A 24,044-nucleotide genomic window follows, 5' to 3' on the forward strand; every position below is an offset into this window, starting at 1 on the left:
CCGCCCCGGTATCTCCAGGGCCGCTTTGTCTGGCAGGAGCCATCGCAATGTACCAACCGCCACACTTCATTGAAACGGACGAGACCGTGTTGCGGGCGCTGATCGAGGCGCATCCGCTGGGTCTGCTGATTTCGGCCTCGGGGGGCGATGTGCTGGCCAACCCGGTACCGTTTCTTGTTTCAGTCAGGGATGGCGTAACGACGCTTCGCGCGCATCTGTCAAAGGCAAACCCGCAGTGGAGCCACATCGGCGATGGCGCCAGCGTGCTGGTGGTGTTCCAGGGAAGTGACAGCTACGTCACGCCATCCTGGTATCAATCCAAGGCCGAGCACGGCAAGGTCGTCCCGACATGGAACTATGCGATGGTGCAGGCGCGCGGAACCGCAACGGTGCATGAGACACCCGAATGGCTGAGGCCGCAGGTCAGCGAGCTGACCGACCGTCATGAAGCCGACCGGCCGGCCGCGTGGAAGGTCGAGGACGCCCCGGAGGCTTTCGTCGCCGCGCAACTGCGCGGCATCGTCGGCATCGAAATCGCTGTCGCCCAGTTGACGGGCAAATGGAAAGTCAGCCAGAACCGGCCCGAAGCCGACCGGCGCGGCGTCCATGCCGGGCTGACGGGCGAGAACAATGACGACATGGCCGGGCTCGTTGGGCACTATGGCGGCCTCCAGGATACATAAGGTCACGCAATGACATCGAGACATCCCCACATCGTGATCGCCGTCGACGGCCCGGCGGCAGCCGGAAAGGGCACGCTGTCGCGCCGTCTGGCAGAACATTACGGGCTCAGGCATCTCGACACCGGCCTGACCTACCGCGCCACGGCAAAGGCGCTGCTTGATCGCGGGCTGCCGCTTGATGACGAGGACGTGGCGGCAGAGACGGCCCGCGCGCTTGATCTGTCCGGGCTCGACCGGTCGGTTCTGTCGGCGCACGAGATCGGCGAGGCCGCCTCCAAGGTTGCGGTGATGCCGAAAGTCCGCCGGGCGCTGGTCGAGGCGCAACGCGAGTTTGCCCGCATCGAGCCGGGCGCGGTGCTCGACGGCCGTGACATCGGCACGGTTGTCTGCCCGGATGCCCTGATCAAGTTCTATGTAACAGCCAGCCCCGAAGTGCGGGCACGCCGCCGCTACCAGGAGATCATCAGCCAGGGCGGCAGCGCTGAATTGCCGGCGATCCTCGCGGATCTCGAGAAGCGCGACGCGCGTGACGCTGGCCGCGCCGATTCACCGCTCAAGCCTGCAGCCGACGCCCTTATGATCGATACGTCCGATCAGGGGATCGAAGAGGCGTTTGAGACGGCCATGTCGATCATAGAAAAGGCTCTGGCCGCAGCTTGAGCACCGCGACTAGCTCGCCGCCTCCGCCATATCGAGAATGATGCGTCCCCGGCGGCCCTTCATTGCAAGACGGTCAAACGCCTCCCGGTAATCCGTTAGCGAAAAACGCGAGTCGATCTCCGCCTTGATGCTTCCCCCGGCAACCAGCGCAGCCGCCTGCGACAGCTTGCCGGCGTTGCCCTCTTCGACGAGAAAGTATCCCGTCTTCTGCCTGCGCAGCGGATTGGCAGCTATGTCGACAAGGTTCTTCAGCGGGTCGGCCGGAATGAAGATGCCCCTTGGTGACAGCAAATGCCGGACGTGGCGGAACTTCAGCCGGTTTGAAAAGTCCAGAATGGAGTCGAAAGTGGTCCCAAGCGTATCGAGGGGCTGTTTGGTGTAGTCATAAATCTCGTCGGCGCCCAGGCCCTTCAGGAAGTCCTGTTGGCCGGGACCTGCGGTGGCGGACACTCGCAATCCGCGATGTTTCGCATATTGCAGGGCGAAGACCCCGACGCCGCCGCTGGCGCCATTGATCAGCAACGACTGGCCTGCCGAAAGCTTGGCGATGTCGTCGATCAGAACAAGGCTGCTGTTCCCGGCGATGGCGATGCTTGCGGCCTGTTCGAAGGAGAGGCCGCCCGGGATCGCAGCGGTGCATTCCTCCTTTACGTTGAGAATCTGCTGATGGGTTTTCGGCCCTTTCATGAGGTTCGTATAGCCGAAAATGCGCTCGCCTTTCCTGTAGCGCCCGCTTGCCTCTTCAACGGTGCCGGCGAATTCCAGTCCGGTTTTCACGGGGCCACGCGCACCATAGAGTTTCAGAAACAGATCATAGGAGCCGGCGAGCATGTCCTGGTCGGTCGGGTTCACCGTGGCAGCGGCCACCCGCACCCGCACCTCGCCTGGTTTTGGTGCCGGTGGTTCATTGAGGTCCGCCAACCTCACCGCCTTGTTTTCACAAACCAGAGCCTTCATTCCACACTCCATAAGATCATTTTAGGTCAATTGACCTATATACTAGGTCACTTGACCCAGAATGCAAGAGCTGTATCTATGCATCCGTGTTTTTCGGAGCCGGTAGATGTCGAAAGCCGAACTGAAGCGGCAGTTCATTCTAAAACAGACGGAAGCGCTGCTCGTCCGTGAGGGGGGCGCCGGCCTGAGCATGCGCAAGGTGGCCGATGCCTGCGGCATGAGCCTCGGCAATCTGCAATACCACTACGCAACACGTGAGGCCCTTCTGGAGGCGCTGCTTGCATCCTTCATCGCCAACTATGTCACGCTTGTCCGGGACCGGTCATTTCAGCCGACCGGCGATCTTCAAAAGGATCTGTCGGCTATTCTGAGCAGCGGCCTCGAACTGCTGGACAAGACCGAGGCGTCCCGCGTCTTCAAGGAGCTCTGGGCCGCGGCGCAACAGTCGGACAGTCTGGCTGCGGAAATGACCGCCTATTATCGCGAGCTGGCACGCTTCTATGCGCAAACCCTGCGATCACTCGATCAGACGGCGGGCGACGACAATATCAACCGGGCCGTATCGGTGTTGATGCCGCTTTTCGAGGGCTATTGCGTGACCCGAAGCGCGCTGCCGCAGGACAGGCGTGAACTGGCTGAAATCTGGGCCAGGGCAATAAGTGCAACGCTGGATGCCGCGGAGTAAGCCCCGCACTTGCTAGATACCACCGAAATGGGTATAGAAGCCGCGTTCGATGCTGCCCGGCGTCTTGTGGATGCTGCGCTCGAACACTGAACGAAAGCCAGCGAGCCTGTCCCGCGCCGTACGTGTCCCGCCTCCTTGAGGTCAGGGACAGACAGGCATCGCCGGTCCGAACAACACCAACCAGGCGCATCCGACCGAACGCCCTGTGCGCGGTCGCCAGGAGAATTCATGTCTAACACTGCAAACATGACAGAGGATTTCGCATCCCTGTTTGCTGAATCCATTGCCACCCAGGACCTCGCCGAAGGCTATGTCGCCAAGGGCATCGTCATGGCCATCGAGAAGGACGTCGCCATCATCGACGTCGGTCTCAAGGTCGAAGGCCGCGTTCCGCTGAAGGAATTCGGCGCCAAGGCAAAGGACGGCACGCTCAAGGTCGGCGATGAAGTCGAAGTCTATGTCGAGCGTATCGAAAACGCCCTGGGCGAAGCCATGCTGTCGCGCGAGAAGGCTCGCCGCGAGGAAAGCTGGGTCCGTCTGGAAGAGAAGTTCAATGCGCAGGAGCGTGTTGAAGGTGTCATCTTCAACCAGGTCAAGGGCGGCTTCACCGTCGATCTGGACGGCGCCGTGGCGTTCCTGCCGCGCAGCCAGGTGGACATCCGTCCGATCCGCGACGTGTCTCCGCTGATGCACATCCCGCAGCCGTTCGAAATCCTCAAGATGGACAAGCGTCGCGGCAACATCGTGGTCTCGCGCCGCACCGTGCTCGAAGAGAGCCGTGCCGAACAGCGTTCGGAAATCGTGCAGAACCTCGAAGAAGGCCAGACCGTTGAAGGCATGGTCAAGAACATCACCGATTACGGTGCGTTCGTTGATCTTGGCGGCATTGACGGCCTGCTGCACGTCACCGACATGGCCTGGCGCCGCGTCAACCATCCGTCCGAGATCCTGTCGATCGGCCAGACCGTCAAGGTCCAGATCATCCGCATCAACCAGGACACACACCGCATCTCGCTGGGCATGAAGCAGCTGGAAAGCGATCCGTGGGATGGCATCGGCGTCAAGTATCCGGCCGGCAAGCGCATCACCGGTACCGTGACCAACATCACCGACTACGGCGCATTCGTCGAGCTGGAGCCGGGCATCGAAGGCCTGATCCACGTTTCGGAAATGTCCTGGACCAAGAAGAACGTGCATCCCGGCAAGATCCTGTCCACAACGCAGGAAGTTGACGTTGTCGTTCTCGAAGTCGACCCGAACAAGCGCCGCATTTCGCTCGGCCTCAAGCAGACGCTCGAGAATCCTTGGGAAGTGTTCGCCCAGAGCCACCCTGCCGGCACCGAAGTCGAAGGCGAAGTCAAGAACAAGACCGAATTCGGCCTGTTCATCGGCCTCGAAGGCGATGTCGACGGCATGGTTCACCTCTCCGACCTCGACTGGAACCGTCCGGGCGAGCAGGTCATCGAGGAGTTCAACAAGGGCGACATGGTCAAGGCCGTCGTGCTGGACGTCGATGTCGACAAGGAGCGCATCTCGCTCGGCATCAAGCAGCTTGGCAAGGATTCGATCGGCGAAGCAGCTGCCTCCGGCGAACTGCGCAAGAACGCTGTCGTCTCCGCCAAGGTGACCGCTGTCACCGATGGTGGCCTCGAAGTGGTTCTGGTCGATCACGAAGACCTGTCTTCGTTCATCCGCCGCTCCGACCTGTCGCGTGACCGTGACGAGCAGCGCCCCGAGCGTTTCTCGGTCGGCCAGACGGTCGACGCCCGCGTCACCAGCTTCTCCAAGAAGGACCGCAAGGTCGGCCTGTCGATCAAGGCGCTGGAAATCGCCGAAGAGAAGCAGGCAGTCGCCCAGTTCGGCTCGTCCGACTCGGGCGCCTCGCTCGGCGACATTCTCGGCGCAGCACTCAAGAAGCAGAACAACGACGACTGATCCCTGTCGGATCTGACATCTGAAACACGAAACCCGCCGGAGCGATCCGGCGGGTTTTTTGATGGCTCGCGGATGGATCATGGAGTGGATCCTCGCCTCAGGGGCGAGGATGGCGAATGTGGGATCTGGGAGAGCGAACGCGGAAGTCGCCGCCCCCCAATCTCCCCCCTTGCGGGGGAGATGTCACCGTAGGTGAAAGAGGGGGGTGAACCCTCCCCAAAATGCGCGCTCGAGACAGGCTGAACCATACCCCCCTCTGTCTGCTTCGCAGACATCTCCCCCGCAAGGGGGGAGATCGGGTTCCGGGAAAACGTAGCCTTCGCGTGCATAAAGCCTGGCCCCCGCGCCAGCGGTGCCAATGACATACCCGAATTACCCGGCAATCTTTTACACACCCTCCAAACCCCATGCCATCATTCCAGCGCTCCCGTCACCGGATGGATCGTCAACGTCTCGGTCCAGGCGGGGGGAAGGCCTCCGGGGGCTTGCCGTAACGTGCGGCGGGACGATGGAGGAGGCGGTGCACCGGCGGGTTCCGCTGGCAGCAGGATCACCACGCAGGATGATCGGCCAAGCCAGCCACCGGAGAAACCTTTGCCCCTTGTGTCGGCCAGCGTCGGCCGGCTGTCAGGGTGGGGGTGGAAACGGGCCTGTGGCGGGCCGTCTTGCGGATGCGGGGAGGGTGTCTGGCGCAGTGTCAGCCGCCCTGGCGTTCCCGAATCGTCAACGCAAGGCCCAGCCCGTGCCGGACGATGCCACCCGCCGCTGATCGCTGCCCATGTCCGGGTGGCAGGACGCGGCACGCCACTGCCTGTCGGATGTGGACATCATCCGGCGAAGCTCGGGCCGCGCGCGAGCCGCGCCAGCCATACCAATCATTTTTCAGAAGGCAAAGCCCGCGGGCGGCCCTCCGGAATACAAGCTTGATCTCGCACCCCGGCGGGTTTCCCGCGCGGCGGATGTTCGCATGCCCGCTTCCCGGCCGAGCCGTGATCAGGCCGGCGGGTTGATGAAATCCTGCCAGATCCCGCTTGCAACGGATCGGCCGCAACCTGAAACATCAGGCGATGGCGCTGCTCACGCTCCAGGTTCGCCTGCCGGGTTGCCCAGGGAAAAGGCGCCCGGACCGAAGCCCGGGCGCCAGGTGCTGCCAACAGGGGAGGCAGATGGATCGTCTTACTGCGCGGAGATGACGGTCATCACCAGCTTGCCGTCAACGCGCACCGGGCCATCTTCCTTGGCGCCGAGCGTGTACTCGAAAATGCCGGTCTTGGTGCCACCCTCTTCGCCATGCAGCATCAGCATCAGCATTTCGCCGCTGTTGACCTGTTCGGTGAGGATGGCGGTGACATCGGTGTTCTCACCGGCCTTGAGCGGCGCGTAACCCACCACCGGCCCGGGTTTCATGTCGGAATCGGTGCGGTGAACCACGAGCCAGCCATTGGCTGCGGCCATGATGGATGTCGCCGTGACCGTGCCGCCCGAAACATCCTGGTCTTCGCCCATCACTGCCATGGCGCCATGGCTGGCGGCGAAGGCCTGGGTTGCGAGGAGGCCTGCGGCAAACAGGGCGGAGGCGGTAAGGGTCTTCGTCATCTCGATATCCTTCTCTTGCTTCACACTGCATCATGCGGAGTGCGTTGACCCCTGCAGGGACGGCTGCGGCCTGGGAAGAGTTTCACCGGGGTGTGGAAAACCTTGCGCAATGCGTCAGTGCATTTCCGGTCCGGTTGGTAAAAGTGGCAGGCTGGTTTTTTGCCATTCGCCGCCGGTTTATTTGCCATCCGCCATTGACGGCGTGCCCTGCCGGAAACACATTTTCATGCATGGAACTCTCGGACCGGCTGCGCCTGGCCCTCAGGCAGGGCAACGACACGATCGACGCCATTGCCCACGAAGCCAAGCAGGAGGCCGCGTCGGCACTTGGGCGTGTCGGCAAGCGCCTGGAAGATGCGCTCGAGGCCCTGAAGCGTCATGACGAGACGCCGAACCCCAATCGCGACCGTGAAGACCTGCTGCAGGAAGCCGCCGACCTTACCCAGGCGCTGATCATCCAGCGCGAGGCTTTCGGCCTCCATGCCTCCCGCGACGTGCAGGGTTTCTATGGCATTCCCCGCGAAGTGATGCTGCGCATCGGCATTGTCAGGCCAAGGCGATAGCGATCGCCGCTTCGGCCGTGTCGGCAGGAACTCGAAACAGGCTTTCGCATGGGCTTTGCGGCCGTCGCGCACCGGAGGCCGTAACGGGTGCGAATGCGCTGAAATTGCGGGGAAAAGTGCGCCGCCCGCAAACCGGTTGCAAATCACTGGCGTCAGACGAAACTGACGTCCCGGGCCGAAACTGGAAAAAGGCCCGGCCATTCACGCCGATTGTGTCCAATTGTCATGCGGACAGCTGAGATTGAAACGCATCAGGCGGGCAACGGTTCCCCGGGATTTGTGCCCGGTTCAGCTGTGGGCGAAAATGTCCGTCTCTTCCCAGCCCATCAGATCGAGCTTGGCGCGGGTCGGCAGGAATTCGAAGCAGGCTTTCGCATGGGCCTCGCGGCCGTCGCGCTTGAGCCGCTCGGTCAGTTTCTCGGTCAGCGCATGCAGGTGCAGCACATCGGAGGCGGCATAGTCGAGCTGCGCCGGGGTCAGCGTCTCGGCGGCCCAGTCGGAAGATTGCTGCTGCTTGGACAGGTCGATCTCGAGCAGCTCCTTCGTCACGTCCTTGAGCCCGTGACGGTCGGTGTAGGTGCGGGTCAGCCGTGAGGCGATCTTGGTGCAGAACACCGGCGCGGCGGTCACGCCAAAGGCATTGTAGAGCACGGCGATGTCGAAACGGCCGTAGTGAAACAGCTTGCGCTTCTTCCGGTCTTTCATGAGCGCAACCAGGTTGGGCGCCCGATTCTGACCGCTGGCGATCTGGATCACGTCCGCGCTTCCGTCGCCCGGCGACAGCTGCACCACGCACAGCCGGTCGCGGCGCGGCACCAGCCCAAGCGTCTCGGTATCGATCGCAATGTCGCCCGTGTAGCGCGCCATTGCCTCATCGGAAAGATCGCCCTTGTGGGTGCGGATTTCGGCCATTTCAACTGTTCCTGTTTCGTCGCTGGCTGGCTATAGCGCGAGGATAGGCCGGTAGGCAACAAAACGGCCGGGCAAGAGCCCGGCCGCATGGTCTTCAGATCAGCGAACCCGCCGAACGACCGCCTCAGTAAGGGCAGTTGTTGTCCGACATGTAGTCGTGAACGGTGATCTTGCCGGCAATGATGTCGGCCTTGGCGGCTTCGACGGCGGCCTTCATTTCGTCGCTGACGAGACTGGCGTTGTTGTCGTCCATGGCGTAATCGACGCCGTTCTCGGCGAGACCGAGCGAGCTGAAGCCGTAGCTGAAGCCGTCATTCTTGGCGTCCATGAAGGCGTTGTAGACGGCCACGTCGACGCGCTTGAGCATCGAGGTCAGAACCTTGCCCGGCTGCAGGCCGTTCTGGTTCGAATCGACGCCGATGCCGAGCTTGCCGGCGTCAGCTGCTGCTTGAAGCACACCGATGCCGGTGCCGCCGGCTGCCGCGTAGACAACGTCGGAGCCCTGGTCGATCTGCGACTTGGCGATCTCGCCGCCCTTGACCGGATCGTTCCAGGCTTCCGGCGTGGTGCCGGTCATGGCTTCAAGCACCTTGGCGTCCGCATTGGTGGCCATGACGCCGCCCTTGTAGCCGCAGGCGAACTTGCGGATCAGCGGGATGTCCATGCCGCCGATGAAGCTGACCGTGCCGGTTTGCGAGGCCTTGGCGGCCATCACGCCGACGAGGTAGGAACCTTCCTGTTCCTTGTAGACCACCGAACGGACATTCGGCTGGTCAACGACCATGTCGATGATCGCGAAATCGGTGTCGGGATATTCGGCAGCGACCTTTTCAAGTGCGGCAGCCCAGGAGAAACCGGCCATGACGATCGGGTTGTTGCCATCCTTGGCAAAGCGGCGGAGCGCCTGCTCGCGCTGGGCGTCATTGGCGATTTCGAAATCCCGGTAGTCGATCCCGGTCTCGGTCTTGAACTTCTCGGCGCCGGTGTAGGCGGCCTCGTTGAAGGATTTGTCGAACTTGCCGCCGAGGTCGTAGATGATTGCCGGCTTGATGTCGGCGGCCATGGCGGTCGCCGACATGGCGGCCATAGCGAGGAAGCTCAAAAGCGTGCGTTTCATGATGTGCAGCCCTGTAGGTTACTTGTTGATCTTTATTGTTCCTCCCGCATGCCCTTTCGGGCAGACCTGCGGAATATGCCGGCCGCGCGCAGCCGGAAGGGCTTATCCTTGCATGGCTTTTGTGAAAAATCCAACGCCGATTTGCGTCGGCCGCAGATAACCTAAACCGGTACTGCGTCAGCCTGGCAATCGCCGTGCCCCGGGCCTGTGGCCGCAAGCAGGCCCAGCCTTCAAGAAGAAGCCGGCCCGGCCTTTGGGTGGAGGCAGACCCGGCCTTCAGGCGGAAGTGGGAAAGCGCACGCCCGTGCCCTTCAGGCCCGACCGTGCGGCAGGATTGCGCTGCGCATGTTGCTGGTGGCTGGCTTCGGCGTAGTAGAACGCTTGCATCGGGGCGATCTCGGTAACGATCTTGCCGGTATGCCCGGCTGACTTGAGCGCCGCCTGGTAGGCGTCGCGTGCGGCTTTCGCCTGCTCGGCCTGTGCCTGCGTGGTGGTGAACACCGCCGAGCGGAAGAAGGTGCCGATATCATCGCTCTGGCGCATCACCTGGGTCGGATCGTGCCGTTCGAAGAACAGCTCCAGCAGGCTCTCATAGGCCAGTGTTTCGGGATCAAAGACCACCATCACCGTCTGGGTGTGGCCGGTGAGGCTGGAGAGCACTTCCTGGTAGGTCGGGTTGGGCGTCAGCCCCCCGGCATAGCCTGCGGCTGTCACATGAACGCCCGGCAGCGACCAGAACAGCGGTTCGGCGCGGGAAAAACGGCCCATGGCAAAATAGGCCACTTCGCAGTCCGGGGGAAACGGCGGCTTCAATGCCTTACCGTTGACGCCGTGATGGGCGGTTGTCTCGATCGCTTCGTTGCGTCCGGCCAGCGCTTCCGCAGCCGTCGGCATCGTCGTCTTGCGCTGAAACATCTCGACCAGGAACATGGTTCACCTCCTTATCCCCAAGCGCCCGCCGGAGGTCCGGCTCGTGCTTGGGCTCATTGTTGCAGCCGCGCCGGCAACGCCGCAAATCTTCGCGGAGCGCTCCTGCCGCGCTGTGCGGCAGGCGGCCCCCCGGCGCTCAGGCTGCAAACCGGCCCGCCGGTTTCGCGCGCCGGTAGCCCGCCAGGTAAAACAGCAGCGACACCGCCAGGAAGACCGCGCTGGCCGGCTGCGCCAGCACCCAGGCAAGCCCCGTATCCCAGGCCGGGCCCGGCAGGTACTGGGCGACCAGGCCTTCAACGAAACCGAGCGTGTCGGGGCTGCTGGCGCTCCAGGCTTCGATCAGCGGTGTCAGCACCAGTTCGCTCGCGGCCACAGACTGGATCGCGTCGACCAGCCCGGCCAGCACTGCGAACACCAGGAAAATCAAGCTCAGCACACGCGCGACAAATCGCATCTCATCCTCCGCTCGGGCAGCCTGCCGGATCTGCACTCCGCACCGGCATCACCGCCCAGACCCGTGACATAGAGGCCCCAAAACCTTCATGCAATGACAAGTTTGCTTGCACCGGCGCGCAGCCAGACAAGAATGTCGGCGCCACGGCCAAATAGCGGTTGCCAAGCAAGGCGTCTTGGCTATAGTGCCGCCCGATCCGGACCGGGAATTTCTGATGCGTCGCCATCGGAAACCGCGCCAGGGCAACCGCCTAGACAGCGGACGGCATGGCCGGGTACTTGCCCGTCGGACGGATATGCGGAGAGGTGGCCGAGTGGTCGAAGGCGCACGCCTGGAAAGTGTGTAGGCGGGGAACCGTCTCGAGGGTTCGAATCCCTCTCTCTCCGCCATCATTTCCATTTAAATCATTGATTTTTAAATGTTATTCTACCTTGTGAGTGAGGCGACCCTAACTGTATCCCTAACTCAACCGTCGGCCCGTATCCCGTTTAGGCGGACAGAGACCTAATCCGTATAGCCCAAGATGTCGCCTTAAGAGCTAATCTCATTCACAAAGAATCTGAACGGCGTATTGTTCGATATTCCTGACGATTTCTTCATCGGTAAGGCGTTGGTCGGCGGGCCGCTTCATAAGGTCATTATTTGATTGAATTTGGAAAGGAGCGATAAACTCCCGCGCGATTAGGCCACTTATTGCAAAGCTGAAATTTGCCCCTGTGCTTCCAACAGCCTCAAGCATAATGCCGTCATCAAGTTTCCCGACAATGACCCCAGCGACTTTGCCTTCGGCGTTGACTAAAGGTCCACCCGAATTTCCGGGCTGGACAGGCAATGAGATTGAAAAAAGATTGCTATTGCCGCCGATACCACGCCGACCGGTAACCTTCCCAAAGACAACAGTGAAATCATTGTTCATAAGCGTTGAAAGTGGAAAGCCACCGGCAATCAAAGATGCACCAAGTGGTGACGCGCCATCACTGAAAATAGCTGTTGTGATGGCTTTTCCATTAGGCTTCACCAAAACAACAGCTAAATCCAATTCACGGTTAAAGCGCAGAATTTCTGCGGCCCCGTATCCGACAACGTTTATGGTCTTACAGCCACCCACCACATGAGCGTTGGTTAGGACAAGGCCATTCGTAGATACAAAGAATCCACTCCCCGATGAACCTCTAGTACTGGCATCATCATCTGGCCGCGACTGGGCGTTTTCCTGATTGGAGGCACCAGAACCTGAAGGCGTTCCAATTGTATTATTTGGGACCTCATTCGGTCTGGAAAAATCGGGCTTAATTTGCGGGGCGACGTAACGAGAGGCAGAACCCGTATAAGAGATTATTGGGTTTATTACGTTGTCCGGTACATTAATCCAATTAATAACAAAACCCGAATGATATATACCGTTACGCTCCATCAAAATATAATATTTTGCGTCCTCATCTTCACCTGTAATAACAAAAAAATCATCATTGAGTTTGCTATATTCGACTTTGTTGGGGTTTTTTATTAGCACCATCGAATAGAATGCTTGCTCCAGCGTCGTTTTTGATGCATCAAATATGAGTGTATTAAAGTTTATGGATTTGTCCGCGCTGTAATACGCAATTCCATTGTCGGCCTCACTGAATTCACTTAGTATTTTTTTGGGAAGCGGCCCCATGAAGCCGGTCTTGGCATCAAAAACATCTTGAAAGCCAAAAAGGTCGAATCTCCCGTTATAGACCTCATTTAGTTGCGTTAATTCGCGCTGGGTAATCACGCCATCTGCAACAAATCCGTATGTTTTTTCAAACTCGGTTATTGCGGAGAACGTTTGTTGACCAAACCGGCCATCGATGAATCCGCGATAATGCCCGGAAAAAACAAGCCTTTTTTGAATCTCTTTGCGGCCCAATTCCGGCTGGCTATTGAACCAACGCTGGGAGTCACGATAGTTCGCGAAGGCGACACTCGTTGCCAAAGGGAACAACAATGCAAATGTGAACATGATACGCAGAATTATCATACAGACCGCCAACCTAGTCGTGTTCGAGCCACCAAAAGTAACCACGCCATGGTCAGTCGGTCAAATTCTCAATCCATTGACTTTAGGACGATTCCCGTGAGCTTCGCCTATACACTGCCCCAGCGACGGATGCGTGGTCACAATCAGTATCATCCGAGCAAGCTCATTAAAACGTTCATCAGATGTCCCTCAGCTTTCGCATCTAACGAAACACCTTGTTGAAAATGCCTATCATAAGTTCGCCAGTGCATCCCTTTTGGCTTCTCCGGGAAAGGGTCATCAATGCAAAGTGAGCCGCCAAGGCGCTGTCTGAATTTTTGCGCTTTGGAAAGCGCCCGCTGATAGGGTGCTTCGTGCTGCGATTGATAGGCCAGGTTCCAGCACTTGCGGCACCGGTAGTGCGTCCCACCGTAAAGGACAGCGCATTTCCCGCGACATGACAGACAGACAAACCAGCGCCGCTGACCGCCTAGATGCTGTTGTGAGTAGGCAAAGGGAATCGCCTCGTTCACGGCTTGCCATTCCCCGCCACCATGCGCCCGGTATTTGTAAATCAGCTCCATGCTGCTTTCGTGCATTCGAAAGCGGATGTTGCCTGAAGGCTCCCCGCCCCTGTTCCAAGACAGCGAGCCATAATATCCCGGCTGCAGCATTCCCCGCCTTCTGAGAAAGGGAAGCTCAATGCGGGTATAGCTTTCGCATGTGTCCCGGCTTCCGCATCGCCATATATTCCCGGAGCCAACTCCGCCCATTTCATCGTCTCCGATTTTATCGAAATCATGTGGGAAATCGATTGTGCACAAAAGCCCTTGGCCGACCGATCACCTAACTGGCATTGACCTCTGAAGTTGCAATGTGCGAGTCTTAACAAGTATCAGTGGCACTCACACTTAGACAGACTTGCACCGGAGAGCAAATGAACACGGCTTGGTTATCTCTTTTTGCGATAGCCTCAGCCGCGCTCGCTTTTTTAAGGCCCTCGATTTAGACGTGGTCTTTTGCGGCGGCTGCAAACGGGACTGTCGTCTATCACATACTGATGTCATGACGTGTTCAGTGTTCTTGGTTTGCTAATGCCCGTTACGCGAAAGTCCGGAGACCCATCATGTATTTTGACAAACAGATTCGAGGGAACCAAAGGCTCCAGCGCTTTTTGCGGTCGGCATCGTTAGCCGTGGCCACATTTATGGGGCTAGCCATACCTGCCGTCCAGGCTGAGCCCATAACCGGCCCGGTAAGCCATATTCGAGATGGTGATACGTTTGTAATTAGGAACCAACCAATCCGCCTATGTGGCATCGATGCGCCGGAAGTCGGCACGGCTGGGGCCCAGGAGGCTACAAATTACCTTCGCGAACTCACTTCCGGGAAATCTGTGAAGTGCATAGCTGTCAACGAAGGAACGGTCTGCGACGGTAGATCAAAACGGACAAATCGGGACCGAATAGTGGCGCAGTGCTATGTCGGCGGTATGGACATCGCTAGGGCGTTGGTTGAGGCAAGGCTCGCCTGCGACTGGCCCAAATTTAGCGGAGGGGCCTATCGCGTCGTAGGCGGTTGTACACGGTAAGCGGAATGCGAGTGTCTCTCTATCGCGTCCCCCCTCGGCATCGAAACCGCATCACCCACATGCCGTGAGAAATTCACTGCTCGTGGACACAGTTGCGCGGCCAAATCATTTCATCTGCTAAACAGAAGAGACAAACTAGGAGAAACACAGAGTGTTTTTTACAAAGATTGGGACACTGCTCGCATATATCGGCATTATACTCGGCGTATTGCGTGTAGCTTCCGGAATTTTCATTGCAAGTGGCACACTCGGCAATGAACTCAACATAGCCGCTGCCAAGCGTTACCTTGGAACATCGACCACGGGTGAGGCGATAGACGGCGGCCTTGTCTTGATCGCTTTTTCTGTGGCGCTTGGAATTCTCTGTGAAATCAGCAGAAGCTGCAAAGCACATAGGGGCATTTGAGAGAATGAATCTATCGCCCCGGTTACTCAGGTCATCGAATTAGAAAGACCCTGCCATGAAGTGTTTTATTCTAAGTATCGGTCTTCTGCTGACAACAGCAAGTTCTACCTTGGCCGGGCCATTTGAGGATGGCGTAGAGGCTTATAATCTCGGTAACGTAAGCACGGCTGCAAGACACTTTACGGAGGCAGCCAAAAAGGGAATTGCCAGCGCTCAATTCAACCTTGGGCTGCTATACCACAAGGGTGAAGGCGTGTCGCAGGACAATGGCGAGGCGTTGAAATGGTTTCAGGCCGCAGCCGAACAAGGGCATGCCAATGCTCAACACACGCTAGGTCTGCTCTACTACAAAGGCGAAGCCGTGCCACAGGACTATGCAGCGGCGGTAAACTGGTATCGCCTGGCAGCCGAACAGGGCCACGCCAGTGCACAATTAAATCTGAGTGCCGCATATGCTAACGGCCAAGGCGTACAGCAAGACACGATTGAGGCGCGGAAATGGCTTCACCTAGCTGCCGAAAACGGAGAGGCAATCGCACAATCCGACCTTGGTACGCGCTATTATTTCGGAGACGGGGTACCGCAAGACTTCGCTAAAGCGGTTAAGTGGGTGCGAATGGCCGCCAATCAGGGCTTGGCCGATGCACAAGGAAAGCTGGGTTACAATTATCTTGCCGGTGAAGGCGTACCGCAGGACTTTGTCTTGGCTCACATGTGGCTCAATCTGGCCGCCGCACAAGGGATTGATGCAGCCGCAAACAACCGTGATTTGGTAGCAAAGAAAATGACTGGTGAGCAAGTCGCAGAAGCTCAACGCTTGGCGCGTGAATGGAAGCCTTCGAAGTAGGCCAATCTCATTGCAAACAAAGGCCGGAGTACTCTGACGCCCCGGCCCTTAGCGTGCGGCAAAAAGCACTACTCTAGTGAGACCATTTGTTCCCGGCCCCTATTAACAGGTGGTCACTAACGTGTTCCCCGTTACGCAGCTCACAGAGCCGACCGTCATTTTCATCACGGTCTAGCAGTGAGACACCGTTTTCCCTATCACGGTCGAAGGCTTGCAGAGCTGTCTGGGTTGCGCGCTCCTTGCGTTCCTCTTCCCGCGCCTCCCGCAACATAATGCGGCGGTCCAGCATGCCGTTAACGTGGTCAAGGAGGAACCTGTAAACGTTCGGCTTGGAGCGGTTCGGGCGCTTGACCGCTATCCATCCGCGATTTGAGAGCTGCTTCACACAGGCCCGCACTGTCTCCGGTTTGAGACCTGTTTCATCAGCAATCGTTTCATAGGATGGATTGCAAATCCCGGTCTGGGCGTTACGAAATTGGATGAGCTTGAAAGCCACCTTGAAATCCGATGGTCTAAGGCGTGGATCGATGCAAAGCGCATCCAGCCAATCGAGTTTCTCAGACGTGGCGCTTTTTGCGTTTTCAGCGGCTTCCCGTTTCGCGTCCTTGCGCTGCTGTGGAGTAGTGCCCCCCGAAGGGGACACCGGTTCATTTCCTGTCGGCGGGCGCTTCATCGTCCAGCCTCCAAGTTTTCAATCATCAGTGAAGGCGTCCGCAGAACATACCGAGCATGAGTACCGGGAAAAGGCCCATCGTGACTCTCGTAAATAGTCTCTATGATGAGGCCCATCCCGCGGAGATTAAACACGTAGGCGCTCCAACGTGGCCCCGGCGTGGTGATGGGAGTGCATCCGCTCTCGCCCGCCTTTTCCAGCTTAAGCAAAGCCCAGGCATCCCGGCCTTTTGCAATCTGCATCTGGCCATCGGGTTCAATCCTGAATTGGACGGAAAGCTTTTTCATCGACCGCCCTCCACGAAATCAGGAAGCGAGCCGATGACGGCCAGAGCCCCAGCATCGCATTCGCCCACTATCTCACGGACACGGCGCAAGAGACCTTGCCGTGTCCGGCAATAGCACCTGCCATCCCAACGCGGCTCTCCGTACCTTTTTCCGGCCCTGCGTTGCACAATCCATTGAATGGCGTCTCGGCACTCGATGATGCGCCAGTCCGCATTGAGCTCCGCAACAATGGCCCGATAGTTCTCCGATTCTTCTCTGTTATTTGTTGGGTCAGGAGGGCACGGAGAGCGACCAGCCGCGCAGTCATCGTTATGGAGTTTCGGAAGATGGTTCATGCCAGCCTCCCGCCAATCTGGGCAAGCTGGCAAACCAGCCGCGCCATGCATGGCGAAAGCCGATACCGCTTTGCCACATAAGCCGCTTGAAAGGACAAGCCATCAGCGTTAGCTTTGGCATTGTCTGAAACAGCCGCAATTGTTTTGACACCATGACCCCGGACGGCACCTGCCAGTGCCTCCGGGGTTTCTTTTTCATGCTCCATGGGATGGCCCTCCCGTAGGAAGGTTTTTCAGGTAGCTTTCCAGCTCGCTGACAAGGATTAGCGTCCGCTTGCCATTTTTGCGCGGCGTAAGCTTGCCTTCATTGAACAGCTTGTAGAGCGAGGAACGCCCGATTCCGGAAAGCTCTGCAGCTTCCGGCAACGTGACAGCAATTTTGTCCATATTGGTCAGTCCGGGGCTGGCTAAACGGCCAGTGCGCGAACAGGCTTGGATGCCTGTTCACGGCCCATAATCCACATGGAACGCCAATCATCTAGCGGCAATACCGGCAATGCCGGTTTTGCCGGTTCAGGAGTTAAAAAAATTCCGAAGCGAACGCTCTGCGGGAGGCCTCCTATCATTGGCCCGGCACCAATTCATGATTTGGTTGTCGCGCTCTTTTTTCACAAGACTTGCCGGAACACGGCCATCCCATAACGCCTCCACCGCCTGGCGGATGATATCATGAACTGTCTGCTTCTTTTTTTCAGAAGCTATAATGCTGTCATCATCCTTGCCAATTCCAGGGAATGCTTTTCTCAATTCTGGGCCGGGTATTTGGATGTTAACCCAGCGCGGTTCTGTCTCGCCATATGGCTCTAGTGTTCCTGCATTCTGCCTACTATCTGTCCCTGAACGATCCACAAGACTCACGTAGTGACCAACACTCGCCTTATTCGGATTGCTTGTTGCACACTCCCAATATTCCTGCGGAATCGGTTCCCTTAATTTAGTTGCTCTGTTCACTCCGGTTGCCGTCACCTGCCCTTTGAACAGGGCCAAAAACAGCGCTGTGCTGCCTTTCTCCTCCACAAAATCTAGATCGATTGTTTCCGTTGCCAGATTCTTACCTTCGCCGCCCACCCACATCGTAGCTTCAAGTAGCGTGAAAACAGCTTGCCCATCCTCAAATTCGATGCCCGGAAACGCGCTTGCATCCAAGCGTCGCGCGATTGGAGGCCAAAGCCGGATAATGTCCTCGCGACGGAACGTCACTTCCCGGTATTCAACCGTCTGCGCTGTTTGCGAGTACCGCAATTCGTCCGCCAAATCTTTATCTGCCAGCGCTGTCAGATAGGACCATTCGTGAGCCGGAACTTGAACGGGTTTCCCGGATACTTCGGCCACAGCCGTTGCTATCAATGCACCTTCGGCCAAACGCCTCCAAAGGTCCTCTTTGGCGGTCTTCACCGAAACCAGTTTTCGGACCTCGGCTTCCGATGCATGATCAAACGCTTCCACGGCCATAAGCCCCATAAGCGTCGCGTGTGACAGCTGCTGCAATTCGGCGACCGTCGTCTCTTGGAAGCCCTTTCCATCATTGACGGGTAAACGACGTGTCAGCGTAATCCAGTCCCAACACTCCAGCCGGTAATCGTCCCAATTGTCTCGGACGGCTTCTGGCGTTCGCCAGACAATCCATCCCACGGCCATTGCGAGGGTCCAAGTCGGCTCATCCATGGGATTGAACAGCGCCGGGTCCGGCTTTTCGGCCAAGGGCATAAGTCCCTGCGTTTTCGCGGCTTCCTCGGCTTCGCCCGGCGTCATGCGCCCGAAATGGACCTCCGCAATGAGCGTGTTTCTGGCCTCAAACGCCTCGGCCTTTTTCTTCCAATCTTCGCTCATGTGCGCACCAAGGAAATCACATTGTCGACCGGGGCAGACTCACAATGATCAGCCCATGCCGTCATGAGTTTACGCCGTTTTTCAAGGGCGTCACCACGCCGGTAGGCCCGCTCCGTTGCGTCGCCAATCCGATGCGCCAAGGCTTGCTCGGCAATGTCTCGGGGAAACTGGGTTTCATCGCCGACCCAGTCCCGGAAGGCCGACCGGAAGCCATGCACCGTGAATGTATCGGCTTTCATGCGGCGCATGAGCATTTCAAAAGCCATGCCCGAAAGCGGCCTGTTTTGCTTCTGGCCGGGAAAGACGAAATCGGAAATCCGGGTTTCGTGCAGCGCCTTCACAATGGCCAGCGCCCTTGGCGATAGAGGAACGCGATGTTCCTTGCCCGATTTCATGCGCTTTGCCGGGATGGTCCAGACCGCGTTTTCGAGATCCATTTCCTGCCATGTCGCGCCAAGCACTTCGCCCGACCGCGCCGCTGTCAGAATAAGAAATTCAAGCCCCCTTGCCGCCATCGCATCCTTGCCGGGAAGCGGCTCTATGAATGCCGGGACATCCTTGTAGGGCATGGCTGCATGATGGCCGCGTGTGAGCTTCTGGCGAGCGGGAAGAATGTTCTTCAAATGGCCGCGCCACAGTGCCGGGTTTTCGCCAGTTCGCCAGCCCCGCGCCTTGGCATAATCCAGCACCCGCTCCATGCGCCCCCGAAGCCGGGAAGCCGTTTCCGCCTTGGTCTGCCAGATTGGCGTGAGTACCTTCAAAACGTCATCAGTCGAGATGTCGGCAACCGATTTGGCGCGAAGCGGCGATGCGTATTGCTCAAGCGTCATGCGCCATTGCGCCCGGTGCTTTTCGTTGCGCCACTGTCCTTCCATTGAAGCGAGGAACATATCGGCACATTCGCCGAAAGCCGGGACCGCATCCTTTTTCCGTTCATCAATCGGATTGCGCCCCTCGGCAACTGCTTGACGGCATTCAGCGGCCAGCGCCCGCGCCTTGGCGAGCTTTACAGCCGGATAGGCCCCCAAGCCCATCTCGTTGCGCTTGCCATCCTTCTTCCAGATGAAGGCCCAGGACTTTGCACCCGATGGCTTCACGTTCAGGTAAAGCCCGCCACCATCGCCAAGCATTCCCGGCTTTGCGGCGGCTTTGCATTCCGTATCTGTCAGCTTGTTTATCGCCCGCGCCATCATCTGACCCTAACTTTATCCCTACCTTGAGTTAGGGATGATAGCGGATAAGCGCGGACAACAAAAGACGAAACACTGGTCAAATGCTTGGTTTTGCGGCCCTTCTATACACCTTGACAGACGCCACAGTACGCTAGTTTGTCGGACTCTCTCTCCGCCATTTTCGCTCACGGTACATTTGCTTCGCTGATAGCGGGCGCGCGCTGGCCGCGCGTCACCCCGCCGGGTTAGGGGTGACGGCACGATCGAAGCGTTGGCTTCGAGCATCGATTGCCCTTTGCAGTGTCGGCCTTGGCGATCTTGCCTGCTTCATCATCTGGAAACCGTCACCACCGTTGGCTAGCAGCTTTCTCGCGGCATCCCGATGAGCGCGGGCCTGGGCGAGCGAGACATCCGGCCATGCACCGAACGCCAGCTGCTTCCGCTTGCCCCCGCAGCGATAGACCATTCGCCAAAGCTTGCTGCCATTCGGATTGACGACGAGCAGTAGGCCGCCGCCGTCTCCGTGCTTGGTTGGCTTGTCGCCCGGTTTGAGCGCGCGAATCCTGGTGTCAGTAAGTGGCATGTGATGGCATCCGACCCGATTGCGGGATGGCATGGCGTTACGATGCCATCAAATTCTCTGGATGCCATCACACGCCGATGAACGGTGCGGGACGTGAAACCCGAAGAACCCAACAAAAAACCCCGCTTTCGCGGGGTTCTTGGATTTTCCGGGACGTTCCGGAACAAGAAATTGGTGCCAGAAGAGGACCCAAACAAAATATCTATCATATTGATATAATGTATTAATATTTCTGAAGAAGACAGTGATGCCATCAAAAATGCCATCAAACGCGCGATCGTAGCGGGCACGCCTTTGCGAACCTCAAGAAATCTTGTGGAAAAGGCGATCTTGTCTAACTGTCCGCAACTCACCGAACGTTTGCATAGAGGTCCTACAACGTCCATTCATAACGTTATGAGATTGGAGGCGGTTCCTATGGATGAAAATTTTGAATCGGACTCGCGCGCAAACGATGATGATGTGAAACCATCGGTTACGCGGGAAGATCTGACTAAGACTTGGATAGGCCTTGGGGCTGCGCTGGAATGGATAGCGCTTCGCGGGCAACCAACGTCTCTCAAATTGTACCGCAATCGTGAAAACGAGGCTGACGAGGTATTGGTCACGACCCTCGCAGACCTGCGGCCTGCATTTGCTGAATCTATTGTAAGAGGTGCAGAAGCCGGTTCAGATGATGTTCTTGTCCCGGTGATCAGCGGAATCTGGCGTCAAACCGCAACATCCGATGCGAACGATGCCGGCCTACCGTTTAGATTGATCGGGACCGACGAACACGACGAATGGGGTGGTTCAATTGTTCGCGTGAGTGCACTTAGAGAAGGGGAGAATCCCGGTTATCAAAGGGTGCAAATACAGTCTGCTTTTATTCTCGAAAGATGGCCAGAACATACGCTGGACATCAATCCTGTGCTACCTGAAGCTGCTACCCTGCCAGACGCTGAGCAGGCAGAAATAAAGAAACCGTCAATCCCACGTTCCGCCTCCGTGCCACCTGCGGTGCTTCGCGTGATCAAGACAGCCATCAATCTGGCTAGCGAGGATAGAGCACCAATCACACAAATTGAGATGTTCGAACTTGTTAAGGAAATCTTCCCCAAAGCGACCAGGAACCAGGTCCGAGATGCCTGGGATATACTCAGGCTTGCGTCTAAGTCGGGTCCTAGGGGCGCCCGCGAGCCTGATCGTCGGCAGTATATCGAGAAATTAGGCCAAAGAATCACGCCGGCCGAATTGCGCAATTAGGTTTTGATCGCAGCGCACGGCAGGTTCTCCGTATCCACCCGAGATTGTTCGGGTTCATACGGAGATGAAGCCATGCAGGAAACGTCAGCGCTGTCCATTGCCCAGACCGCCCGCCTTCTCGGGATTGGTCGTTCCACACTCTATTGCATCATCAAGGACGGCCGCCTGCCTGTGCGCAAGCTTGGCAAGCGCACGCTGATCCTGCGCGAGGATCTCGAGCGGTTCATCGCAGCTTTGCCAGCATCGAACGATCCACGCTGATCGGTCCCGGTTCGATGCTCTGTGTCTAGCTCAAAGGCTTATCAGAGCTCTTTCCAGGCAAGCAGCCCTTGTTCCCGTGGAGTGATTTCTATGGATCGATCAAGACAGCGAGGCGATGGATCCGGTAACGGTCCGGGTACCGTCGGGATCTCCGACGGGGACCTTTTCACCGAAGGCTCCAATCGGGCAGACCAGGAAGGCCATATCAACCCGTACGCGGAAGCTAGCCAGGCGCTTGGACGCGGAAGGAAGCCTTGTCCTATCGAGCATGCTCCATGCGCTCAGTCTGGTCCGCCAGCTCGTTCTGACGAGAGTGGCGAGGTTTCGACCGCTGAACCGGTGGAACCTGAAAAGCAAAACCAACGAGTTGATACTGAAACAGGCTCGGTCGAGACTGAGATTTCTGCCCAAGATGATCGCGCAAAACAAACAGCGGCAGTCATCGTTCCTTGCCTGATGACCGTTGAAGATGTTGCAACCTATTTGAGAATGAGCGTCTCCAAGGTGTGGCGTTCGCGGCGCAAGGATCCCGATTTTCCACAACCCATCAGGCTTGGTGGCTCGACGCGCTGGGAGCGGTTGGAAGTGGATCACTATTTGGAGGTCTACAAAGCGCGTAGGCGAAACGGTCGCTGAGCATGTCTCGCAAACACGATCCCACCAAAGCGCGACGGCATTGGGTCTATTCCCGTGAAGAAGTCCGAGAGATGTACGGTGTGTGTGATGGCACCATCTCGAACTGGGTACGTGCCGGTCTGAAGCCCGTCGAGAACACCCGCCCCCAGCTGTTTGCAGGATACAAGCTGCGCCAGTTCCTGACAAACATGCGATGGCCGGATGGCCGTCCACCTCAAAATGGCCGCCTGTTCTGCTCAGTATGCATCGGCTTCAAGGCGCTGGTCACCGAGACGATCAATACCTCTTCGGTAGGCACCACATGCCTCTCAGTGACAGGCATGTGCACGGATTGCCACAGTATGCTACAAGCTGACTTATCACCTGATGTTGTGCCCGAGATCTTCGCTGCGTCCATCAATTTACCCGGAGACTCGTCCGAAGTAATTGGTGATGGGGTCTCGGGGGCTGTTTGCAGAAACGGGGCTTCAATTCCACCGGAAACCAACAGTGCCAATCTGCATAGGCTCTATGACTTCCGGATCTATCTGGAAAGCAACCGTGAGCTGGACGAGAGGACTGTTGATGAATATCTGCGCGCCGTCAGCCGTATGAGTTTATTGCTTGGCCACAAGCCCTTCGAACAGATCAGCATTGCCGATGCTCGCAGGTTCAAGGACGAGCTTCGCAGGAGACGGGAGCTGGGCGGGAGTCAGGGACTAAGCGGGTCGACGGTTCTGCACACTCTGAGTTGCTGCGGCACTCTCTTCACATGGCTGCAGCGCCGGCCGGCCATTACGATGGATCCTGATCTTCCCGGCTACTTCAAACTTTCCCGTAAGGAACGGGCAGCCGAGTCGAGCATGGTGAAGGGAACGAGCCTCAACTTCGATCAGGCACTATGTCTGTTTATGGCGATGCCCGCATCAACGCCGATCGAGGTTCGGAACCGCGCCGTGATCGCCATGCTTACCACGACCGGCATTCGCGTGGCAGCGTTGGTCACTCTCCGCGGCAAGCATGTGAACATTATGACCAGATGGATCAATCAGGATCCGCGGGAGGTGAACACCAAGTTCAGCAAGCACATTCATACTTACTGCCTGGATCTTGGCTACGGGCTTCTTGATGCAATTCAGGAATGGGATCGATGGCGCCAGGCAAATGGCTTTGGCAGGGATGCGCCATTCTTTTTGCCCGATCGCTACATCCAATCAAACGCGATCGGCCTCGGTTATCGCTCCGCTGAAACCTCAGTCCCGGAATGCTGGAAGTCGGATGACCCAATTCAGCGGATCATCAAGGATGCAGCCCAGGCTGCCGACATTCCGGAGGAAAACATCTCCTCACATGACTTCCGCAAGATCCTGCATCCGTTCCTCTCTAAACGAGGAAGTATGGCCATCATCGAGGAGGTAGCCTTGCAGCTTAATCTCGGTCACACGCCAACCGAGACAATCCGCAAGCACTACGCTTCCATGCAGAACGGTGAGCGCGAAGAAATCCTCGACGAGCTTTGTCGCCGCGCTCTTTCGCACCGGACTGAACTCGAGCTCTACCTGGCCTTCGAGCGCGGTGAGATCACTTTAGCAGACCCCGATTACGAGCGGGCAAGGGGTATCTATGAGCGGAATTCGGAGGGGTAAACTGTTTGACAAAAGGCGCTTCGATAGTGCTCTTCCTGAATTCAAACCTTTGCAACGTACGGATAGGGGCAGGAAGC

27 protein-coding genes, 1 tRNA gene and 1 pseudogene are annotated in these 24,044 nt (G+C 57.8%); 14 read left to right on the forward strand and 15 right to left on the reverse strand.

Annotated elements, in window-relative coordinates; genetic code table 11:
- Nucleotides 1-47: 47 nt before the first annotated feature.
- Both GTW23_RS12700 and cmk read left to right on the forward strand, forming a co-directional pair.
- Nucleotides 48-683 (forward strand): FMN-binding negative transcriptional regulator, encoded by a 636-nt coding sequence (locus GTW23_RS12700; RefSeq protein WP_252916031.1) that lies wholly within the window; start codon nucleotides 48-50, stop codon nucleotides 681-683.
- 9 nt (nucleotides 684-692) lie between these two features.
- Nucleotides 693-1,343, forward strand: coding sequence for a (d)CMP kinase (cmk, locus tag GTW23_RS12705; RefSeq protein WP_252916032.1), 651 nt, complete (start codon nucleotides 693-695; stop codon nucleotides 1,341-1,343).
- A 9-nt stretch (nucleotides 1,344-1,352) separates the two neighbouring features.
- Here cmk and GTW23_RS12710 read toward each other — a convergent pair whose 3' ends face one another.
- The gene (locus tag GTW23_RS12710; protein ID WP_252916033.1) at nucleotides 1,353-2,300 is read right to left on the reverse strand and encodes an NAD(P)-dependent alcohol dehydrogenase; all 948 of its coding nucleotides are present in this window, start codon (nucleotides 2,298-2,300) and stop codon (nucleotides 1,353-1,355) included.
- A 106-nt stretch (nucleotides 2,301-2,406) separates the two neighbouring features.
- Here GTW23_RS12710 and GTW23_RS12715 point away from each other — a divergent pair, with 106 nt between their 5' ends.
- From GTW23_RS12715 to rpsA, 3 genes and pseudogenes are all read left to right on the forward strand, one after another.
- On the forward strand, nucleotides 2,407-2,985 hold the full coding sequence (locus GTW23_RS12715; RefSeq protein ID WP_152010836.1) for a TetR/AcrR family transcriptional regulator: 579 nt from the start codon (nucleotides 2,407-2,409) through the stop codon (nucleotides 2,983-2,985).
- Between the two features lie 6 nt (nucleotides 2,986-2,991).
- Nucleotides 2,992-3,075 (forward strand): annotated as a pseudogene (locus GTW23_RS12720) ((d)CMP kinase); the annotation flags it as partial.
- A 138-nt stretch (nucleotides 3,076-3,213) separates the two neighbouring features.
- Nucleotides 3,214-4,920: a 30S ribosomal protein S1 gene (gene rpsA / locus GTW23_RS12725; RefSeq protein ID WP_252916034.1), complete on the forward strand. Its 1,707-nt coding sequence runs from the start codon at nucleotides 3,214-3,216 to the stop codon at nucleotides 4,918-4,920.
- A gap of 1,176 nt (nucleotides 4,921-6,096) precedes the next feature.
- Here rpsA and GTW23_RS12730 read toward each other — a convergent pair.
- Complete coding sequence (locus GTW23_RS12730; RefSeq protein ID WP_252916035.1) at nucleotides 6,097-6,516, reverse strand: DUF7282 domain-containing protein; 420 nt, start codon at nucleotides 6,514-6,516, stop codon at nucleotides 6,097-6,099.
- Nucleotides 6,517-6,746: 230 nt separating this feature from the next.
- Here GTW23_RS12730 and GTW23_RS12735 point away from each other — a divergent pair, with 230 nt between their 5' ends.
- Entirely contained in the window at nucleotides 6,747-7,079 is a 333-nt protein-coding gene (locus GTW23_RS12735) for a DUF6665 family protein (protein ID WP_252916036.1), read from the forward strand.
- A 288-nt stretch (nucleotides 7,080-7,367) separates the two neighbouring features.
- Here GTW23_RS12735 and GTW23_RS12740 read toward each other — a convergent pair whose 3' ends face one another.
- The 4 genes from GTW23_RS12740 to GTW23_RS12755 all read right to left on the reverse strand — a co-directional run bounded on the left by GTW23_RS12740 (nucleotide 7,368) and on the right by GTW23_RS12755 (nucleotide 10,492).
- A complete protein-coding gene (locus tag GTW23_RS12740) occupies nucleotides 7,368-7,991 on the reverse strand; it encodes a ribonuclease D (RefSeq protein WP_152010832.1) in 624 nt (207 codons plus the stop codon).
- A 124-nt stretch (nucleotides 7,992-8,115) separates the two neighbouring features.
- The gene (locus tag GTW23_RS12745) at nucleotides 8,116-9,108 is read right to left on the reverse strand and encodes a BMP family lipoprotein (RefSeq protein WP_152010831.1); all 993 of its coding nucleotides are present in this window, start codon (nucleotides 9,106-9,108) and stop codon (nucleotides 8,116-8,118) included.
- A 276-nt stretch (nucleotides 9,109-9,384) separates the two neighbouring features.
- Nucleotides 9,385-10,038, reverse strand: a complete 654-nt coding sequence (gene msrA, locus GTW23_RS12750; RefSeq protein ID WP_252916037.1) for a peptide-methionine (S)-S-oxide reductase MsrA — start codon at nucleotides 10,036-10,038, stop codon at nucleotides 9,385-9,387.
- Nucleotides 10,039-10,174: 136 nt separating this feature from the next.
- Nucleotides 10,175-10,492 carry a hypothetical protein gene (locus GTW23_RS12755; RefSeq protein ID WP_152010829.1) on the reverse strand — a complete coding sequence of 106 codons (318 nt, stop codon included), beginning with the start codon at nucleotides 10,490-10,492 and terminating at the stop codon, nucleotides 10,175-10,177.
- Nucleotides 10,493-10,791: 299 nt separating this feature from the next.
- Between GTW23_RS12755 and GTW23_RS12760 the strand changes: the two genes are divergently transcribed.
- Nucleotides 10,792-10,881: transfer RNA gene (locus tag GTW23_RS12760), tRNA-Ser, on the forward strand.
- A 155-nt stretch (nucleotides 10,882-11,036) separates the two neighbouring features.
- On the opposite strand, the gene GTW23_RS12765 is transcribed toward GTW23_RS12760, so the two are convergent.
- Complete coding sequence (locus tag GTW23_RS12765; RefSeq protein ID WP_252916038.1) at nucleotides 11,037-12,479, reverse strand: serine protease; 1,443 nt, start codon at nucleotides 12,477-12,479, stop codon at nucleotides 11,037-11,039.
- A gap of 167 nt (nucleotides 12,480-12,646) precedes the next feature.
- Nucleotides 12,647-13,150 carry a hypothetical protein gene (locus GTW23_RS12770; protein ID WP_252916039.1) on the reverse strand — a complete coding sequence of 168 codons (504 nt, stop codon included), beginning with the start codon at nucleotides 13,148-13,150 and terminating at the stop codon, nucleotides 12,647-12,649.
- A 533-nt stretch (nucleotides 13,151-13,683) separates the two neighbouring features.
- Between GTW23_RS12770 and GTW23_RS23555 the strand changes: the two genes are divergently transcribed.
- From GTW23_RS23555 to GTW23_RS12780, 3 genes are all read left to right on the forward strand, one after another.
- Nucleotides 13,684-14,067, forward strand: coding sequence for a thermonuclease family protein (locus GTW23_RS23555; RefSeq protein WP_425494104.1), 384 nt, complete (start codon nucleotides 13,684-13,686; stop codon nucleotides 14,065-14,067).
- A 151-nt stretch (nucleotides 14,068-14,218) separates the two neighbouring features.
- On the forward strand, nucleotides 14,219-14,473 hold the full coding sequence (locus GTW23_RS12775) for a hypothetical protein (protein WP_252916040.1): 255 nt from the start codon (nucleotides 14,219-14,221) through the stop codon (nucleotides 14,471-14,473).
- A gap of 55 nt (nucleotides 14,474-14,528) precedes the next feature.
- Nucleotides 14,529-15,320: a tetratricopeptide repeat protein gene (locus GTW23_RS12780; RefSeq protein WP_252916041.1), complete on the forward strand. Its 792-nt coding sequence runs from the start codon at nucleotides 14,529-14,531 to the stop codon at nucleotides 15,318-15,320.
- A 73-nt stretch (nucleotides 15,321-15,393) separates the two neighbouring features.
- Here the strand turns inward: GTW23_RS12780 and GTW23_RS12785 are convergent, their stop codons facing one another.
- From GTW23_RS12785 to GTW23_RS12815, 7 genes are all read right to left on the reverse strand, one after another.
- Nucleotides 15,394-15,993, reverse strand: coding sequence for a helix-turn-helix domain-containing protein (locus GTW23_RS12785; protein WP_252916042.1), 600 nt, complete (start codon nucleotides 15,991-15,993; stop codon nucleotides 15,394-15,396).
- Nucleotides 15,990-16,280 (reverse strand): winged helix domain-containing protein, encoded by a 291-nt coding sequence (locus GTW23_RS12790; protein WP_324288351.1) that lies wholly within the window; start codon nucleotides 16,278-16,280, stop codon nucleotides 15,990-15,992. Before GTW23_RS12790 ends, GTW23_RS12785 begins: the two co-directional genes overlap by 4 nt.
- Nucleotides 16,281-16,611: 331 nt before the next feature.
- Nucleotides 16,612-16,821, reverse strand: coding sequence for a hypothetical protein (locus GTW23_RS12795; RefSeq protein WP_252916043.1), 210 nt, complete (start codon nucleotides 16,819-16,821; stop codon nucleotides 16,612-16,614).
- On the reverse strand, nucleotides 16,811-17,002 hold the full coding sequence (locus GTW23_RS12800; RefSeq protein WP_252916044.1) for a helix-turn-helix domain-containing protein: 192 nt from the start codon (nucleotides 17,000-17,002) through the stop codon (nucleotides 16,811-16,813). The genes GTW23_RS12795 and GTW23_RS12800 overlap by 11 nt, the downstream gene beginning before the upstream one ends.
- Before the next feature lie 126 nt (nucleotides 17,003-17,128).
- Nucleotides 17,129-18,445, reverse strand: a complete 1,317-nt coding sequence (locus tag GTW23_RS12805) for a hypothetical protein (protein WP_252916045.1) — start codon at nucleotides 18,443-18,445, stop codon at nucleotides 17,129-17,131.
- The gene (locus GTW23_RS12810; RefSeq protein ID WP_252916046.1) at nucleotides 18,442-19,635 is read right to left on the reverse strand and encodes a tyrosine-type recombinase/integrase; all 1,194 of its coding nucleotides are present in this window, start codon (nucleotides 19,633-19,635) and stop codon (nucleotides 18,442-18,444) included. The genes GTW23_RS12805 and GTW23_RS12810 overlap by 4 nt, the downstream gene beginning before the upstream one ends.
- A 214-nt stretch (nucleotides 19,636-19,849) precedes the next feature.
- Nucleotides 19,850-20,200: an Arm DNA-binding domain-containing protein gene (locus GTW23_RS12815; protein WP_252916047.1), complete on the reverse strand. Its 351-nt coding sequence runs from the start codon at nucleotides 20,198-20,200 to the stop codon at nucleotides 19,850-19,852.
- Nucleotides 20,201-20,617: 417 nt separating this feature from the next.
- On the opposite strand from GTW23_RS12815, the gene GTW23_RS12820 reads away from it, so the two are divergent.
- The 4 genes from GTW23_RS12820 to GTW23_RS12835 all read left to right on the forward strand — a co-directional run bounded on the left by GTW23_RS12820 (nucleotide 20,618) and on the right by GTW23_RS12835 (nucleotide 23,967).
- Entirely contained in the window at nucleotides 20,618-21,445 is an 828-nt protein-coding gene (locus GTW23_RS12820) for a hypothetical protein (protein WP_252916048.1), read from the forward strand.
- A gap of 72 nt (nucleotides 21,446-21,517) precedes the next feature.
- Nucleotides 21,518-21,706: a helix-turn-helix domain-containing protein gene (locus GTW23_RS12825; RefSeq protein ID WP_252916049.1), complete on the forward strand. Its 189-nt coding sequence runs from the start codon at nucleotides 21,518-21,520 to the stop codon at nucleotides 21,704-21,706.
- Between the two features lie 90 nt (nucleotides 21,707-21,796).
- Nucleotides 21,797-22,342 carry a helix-turn-helix transcriptional regulator gene (locus GTW23_RS12830; protein WP_252916050.1) on the forward strand — a complete coding sequence of 182 codons (546 nt, stop codon included), beginning with the start codon at nucleotides 21,797-21,799 and terminating at the stop codon, nucleotides 22,340-22,342.
- A 2-nt stretch (nucleotides 22,343-22,344) separates the two neighbouring features.
- Entirely contained in the window at nucleotides 22,345-23,967 is a 1,623-nt protein-coding gene (locus GTW23_RS12835; protein WP_252916051.1) for a tyrosine-type recombinase/integrase, read from the forward strand.
- The last annotated feature ends 77 nt before the right edge of the window (nucleotides 23,968-24,044 follow it).

The organism is Parahoeflea alexandrii, assembly GCF_024105735.1.
In the GTDB taxonomy this organism is placed as follows: Bacteria; Pseudomonadota; Alphaproteobacteria; order Rhizobiales; family Rhizobiaceae; genus Hoeflea; species Hoeflea alexandrii.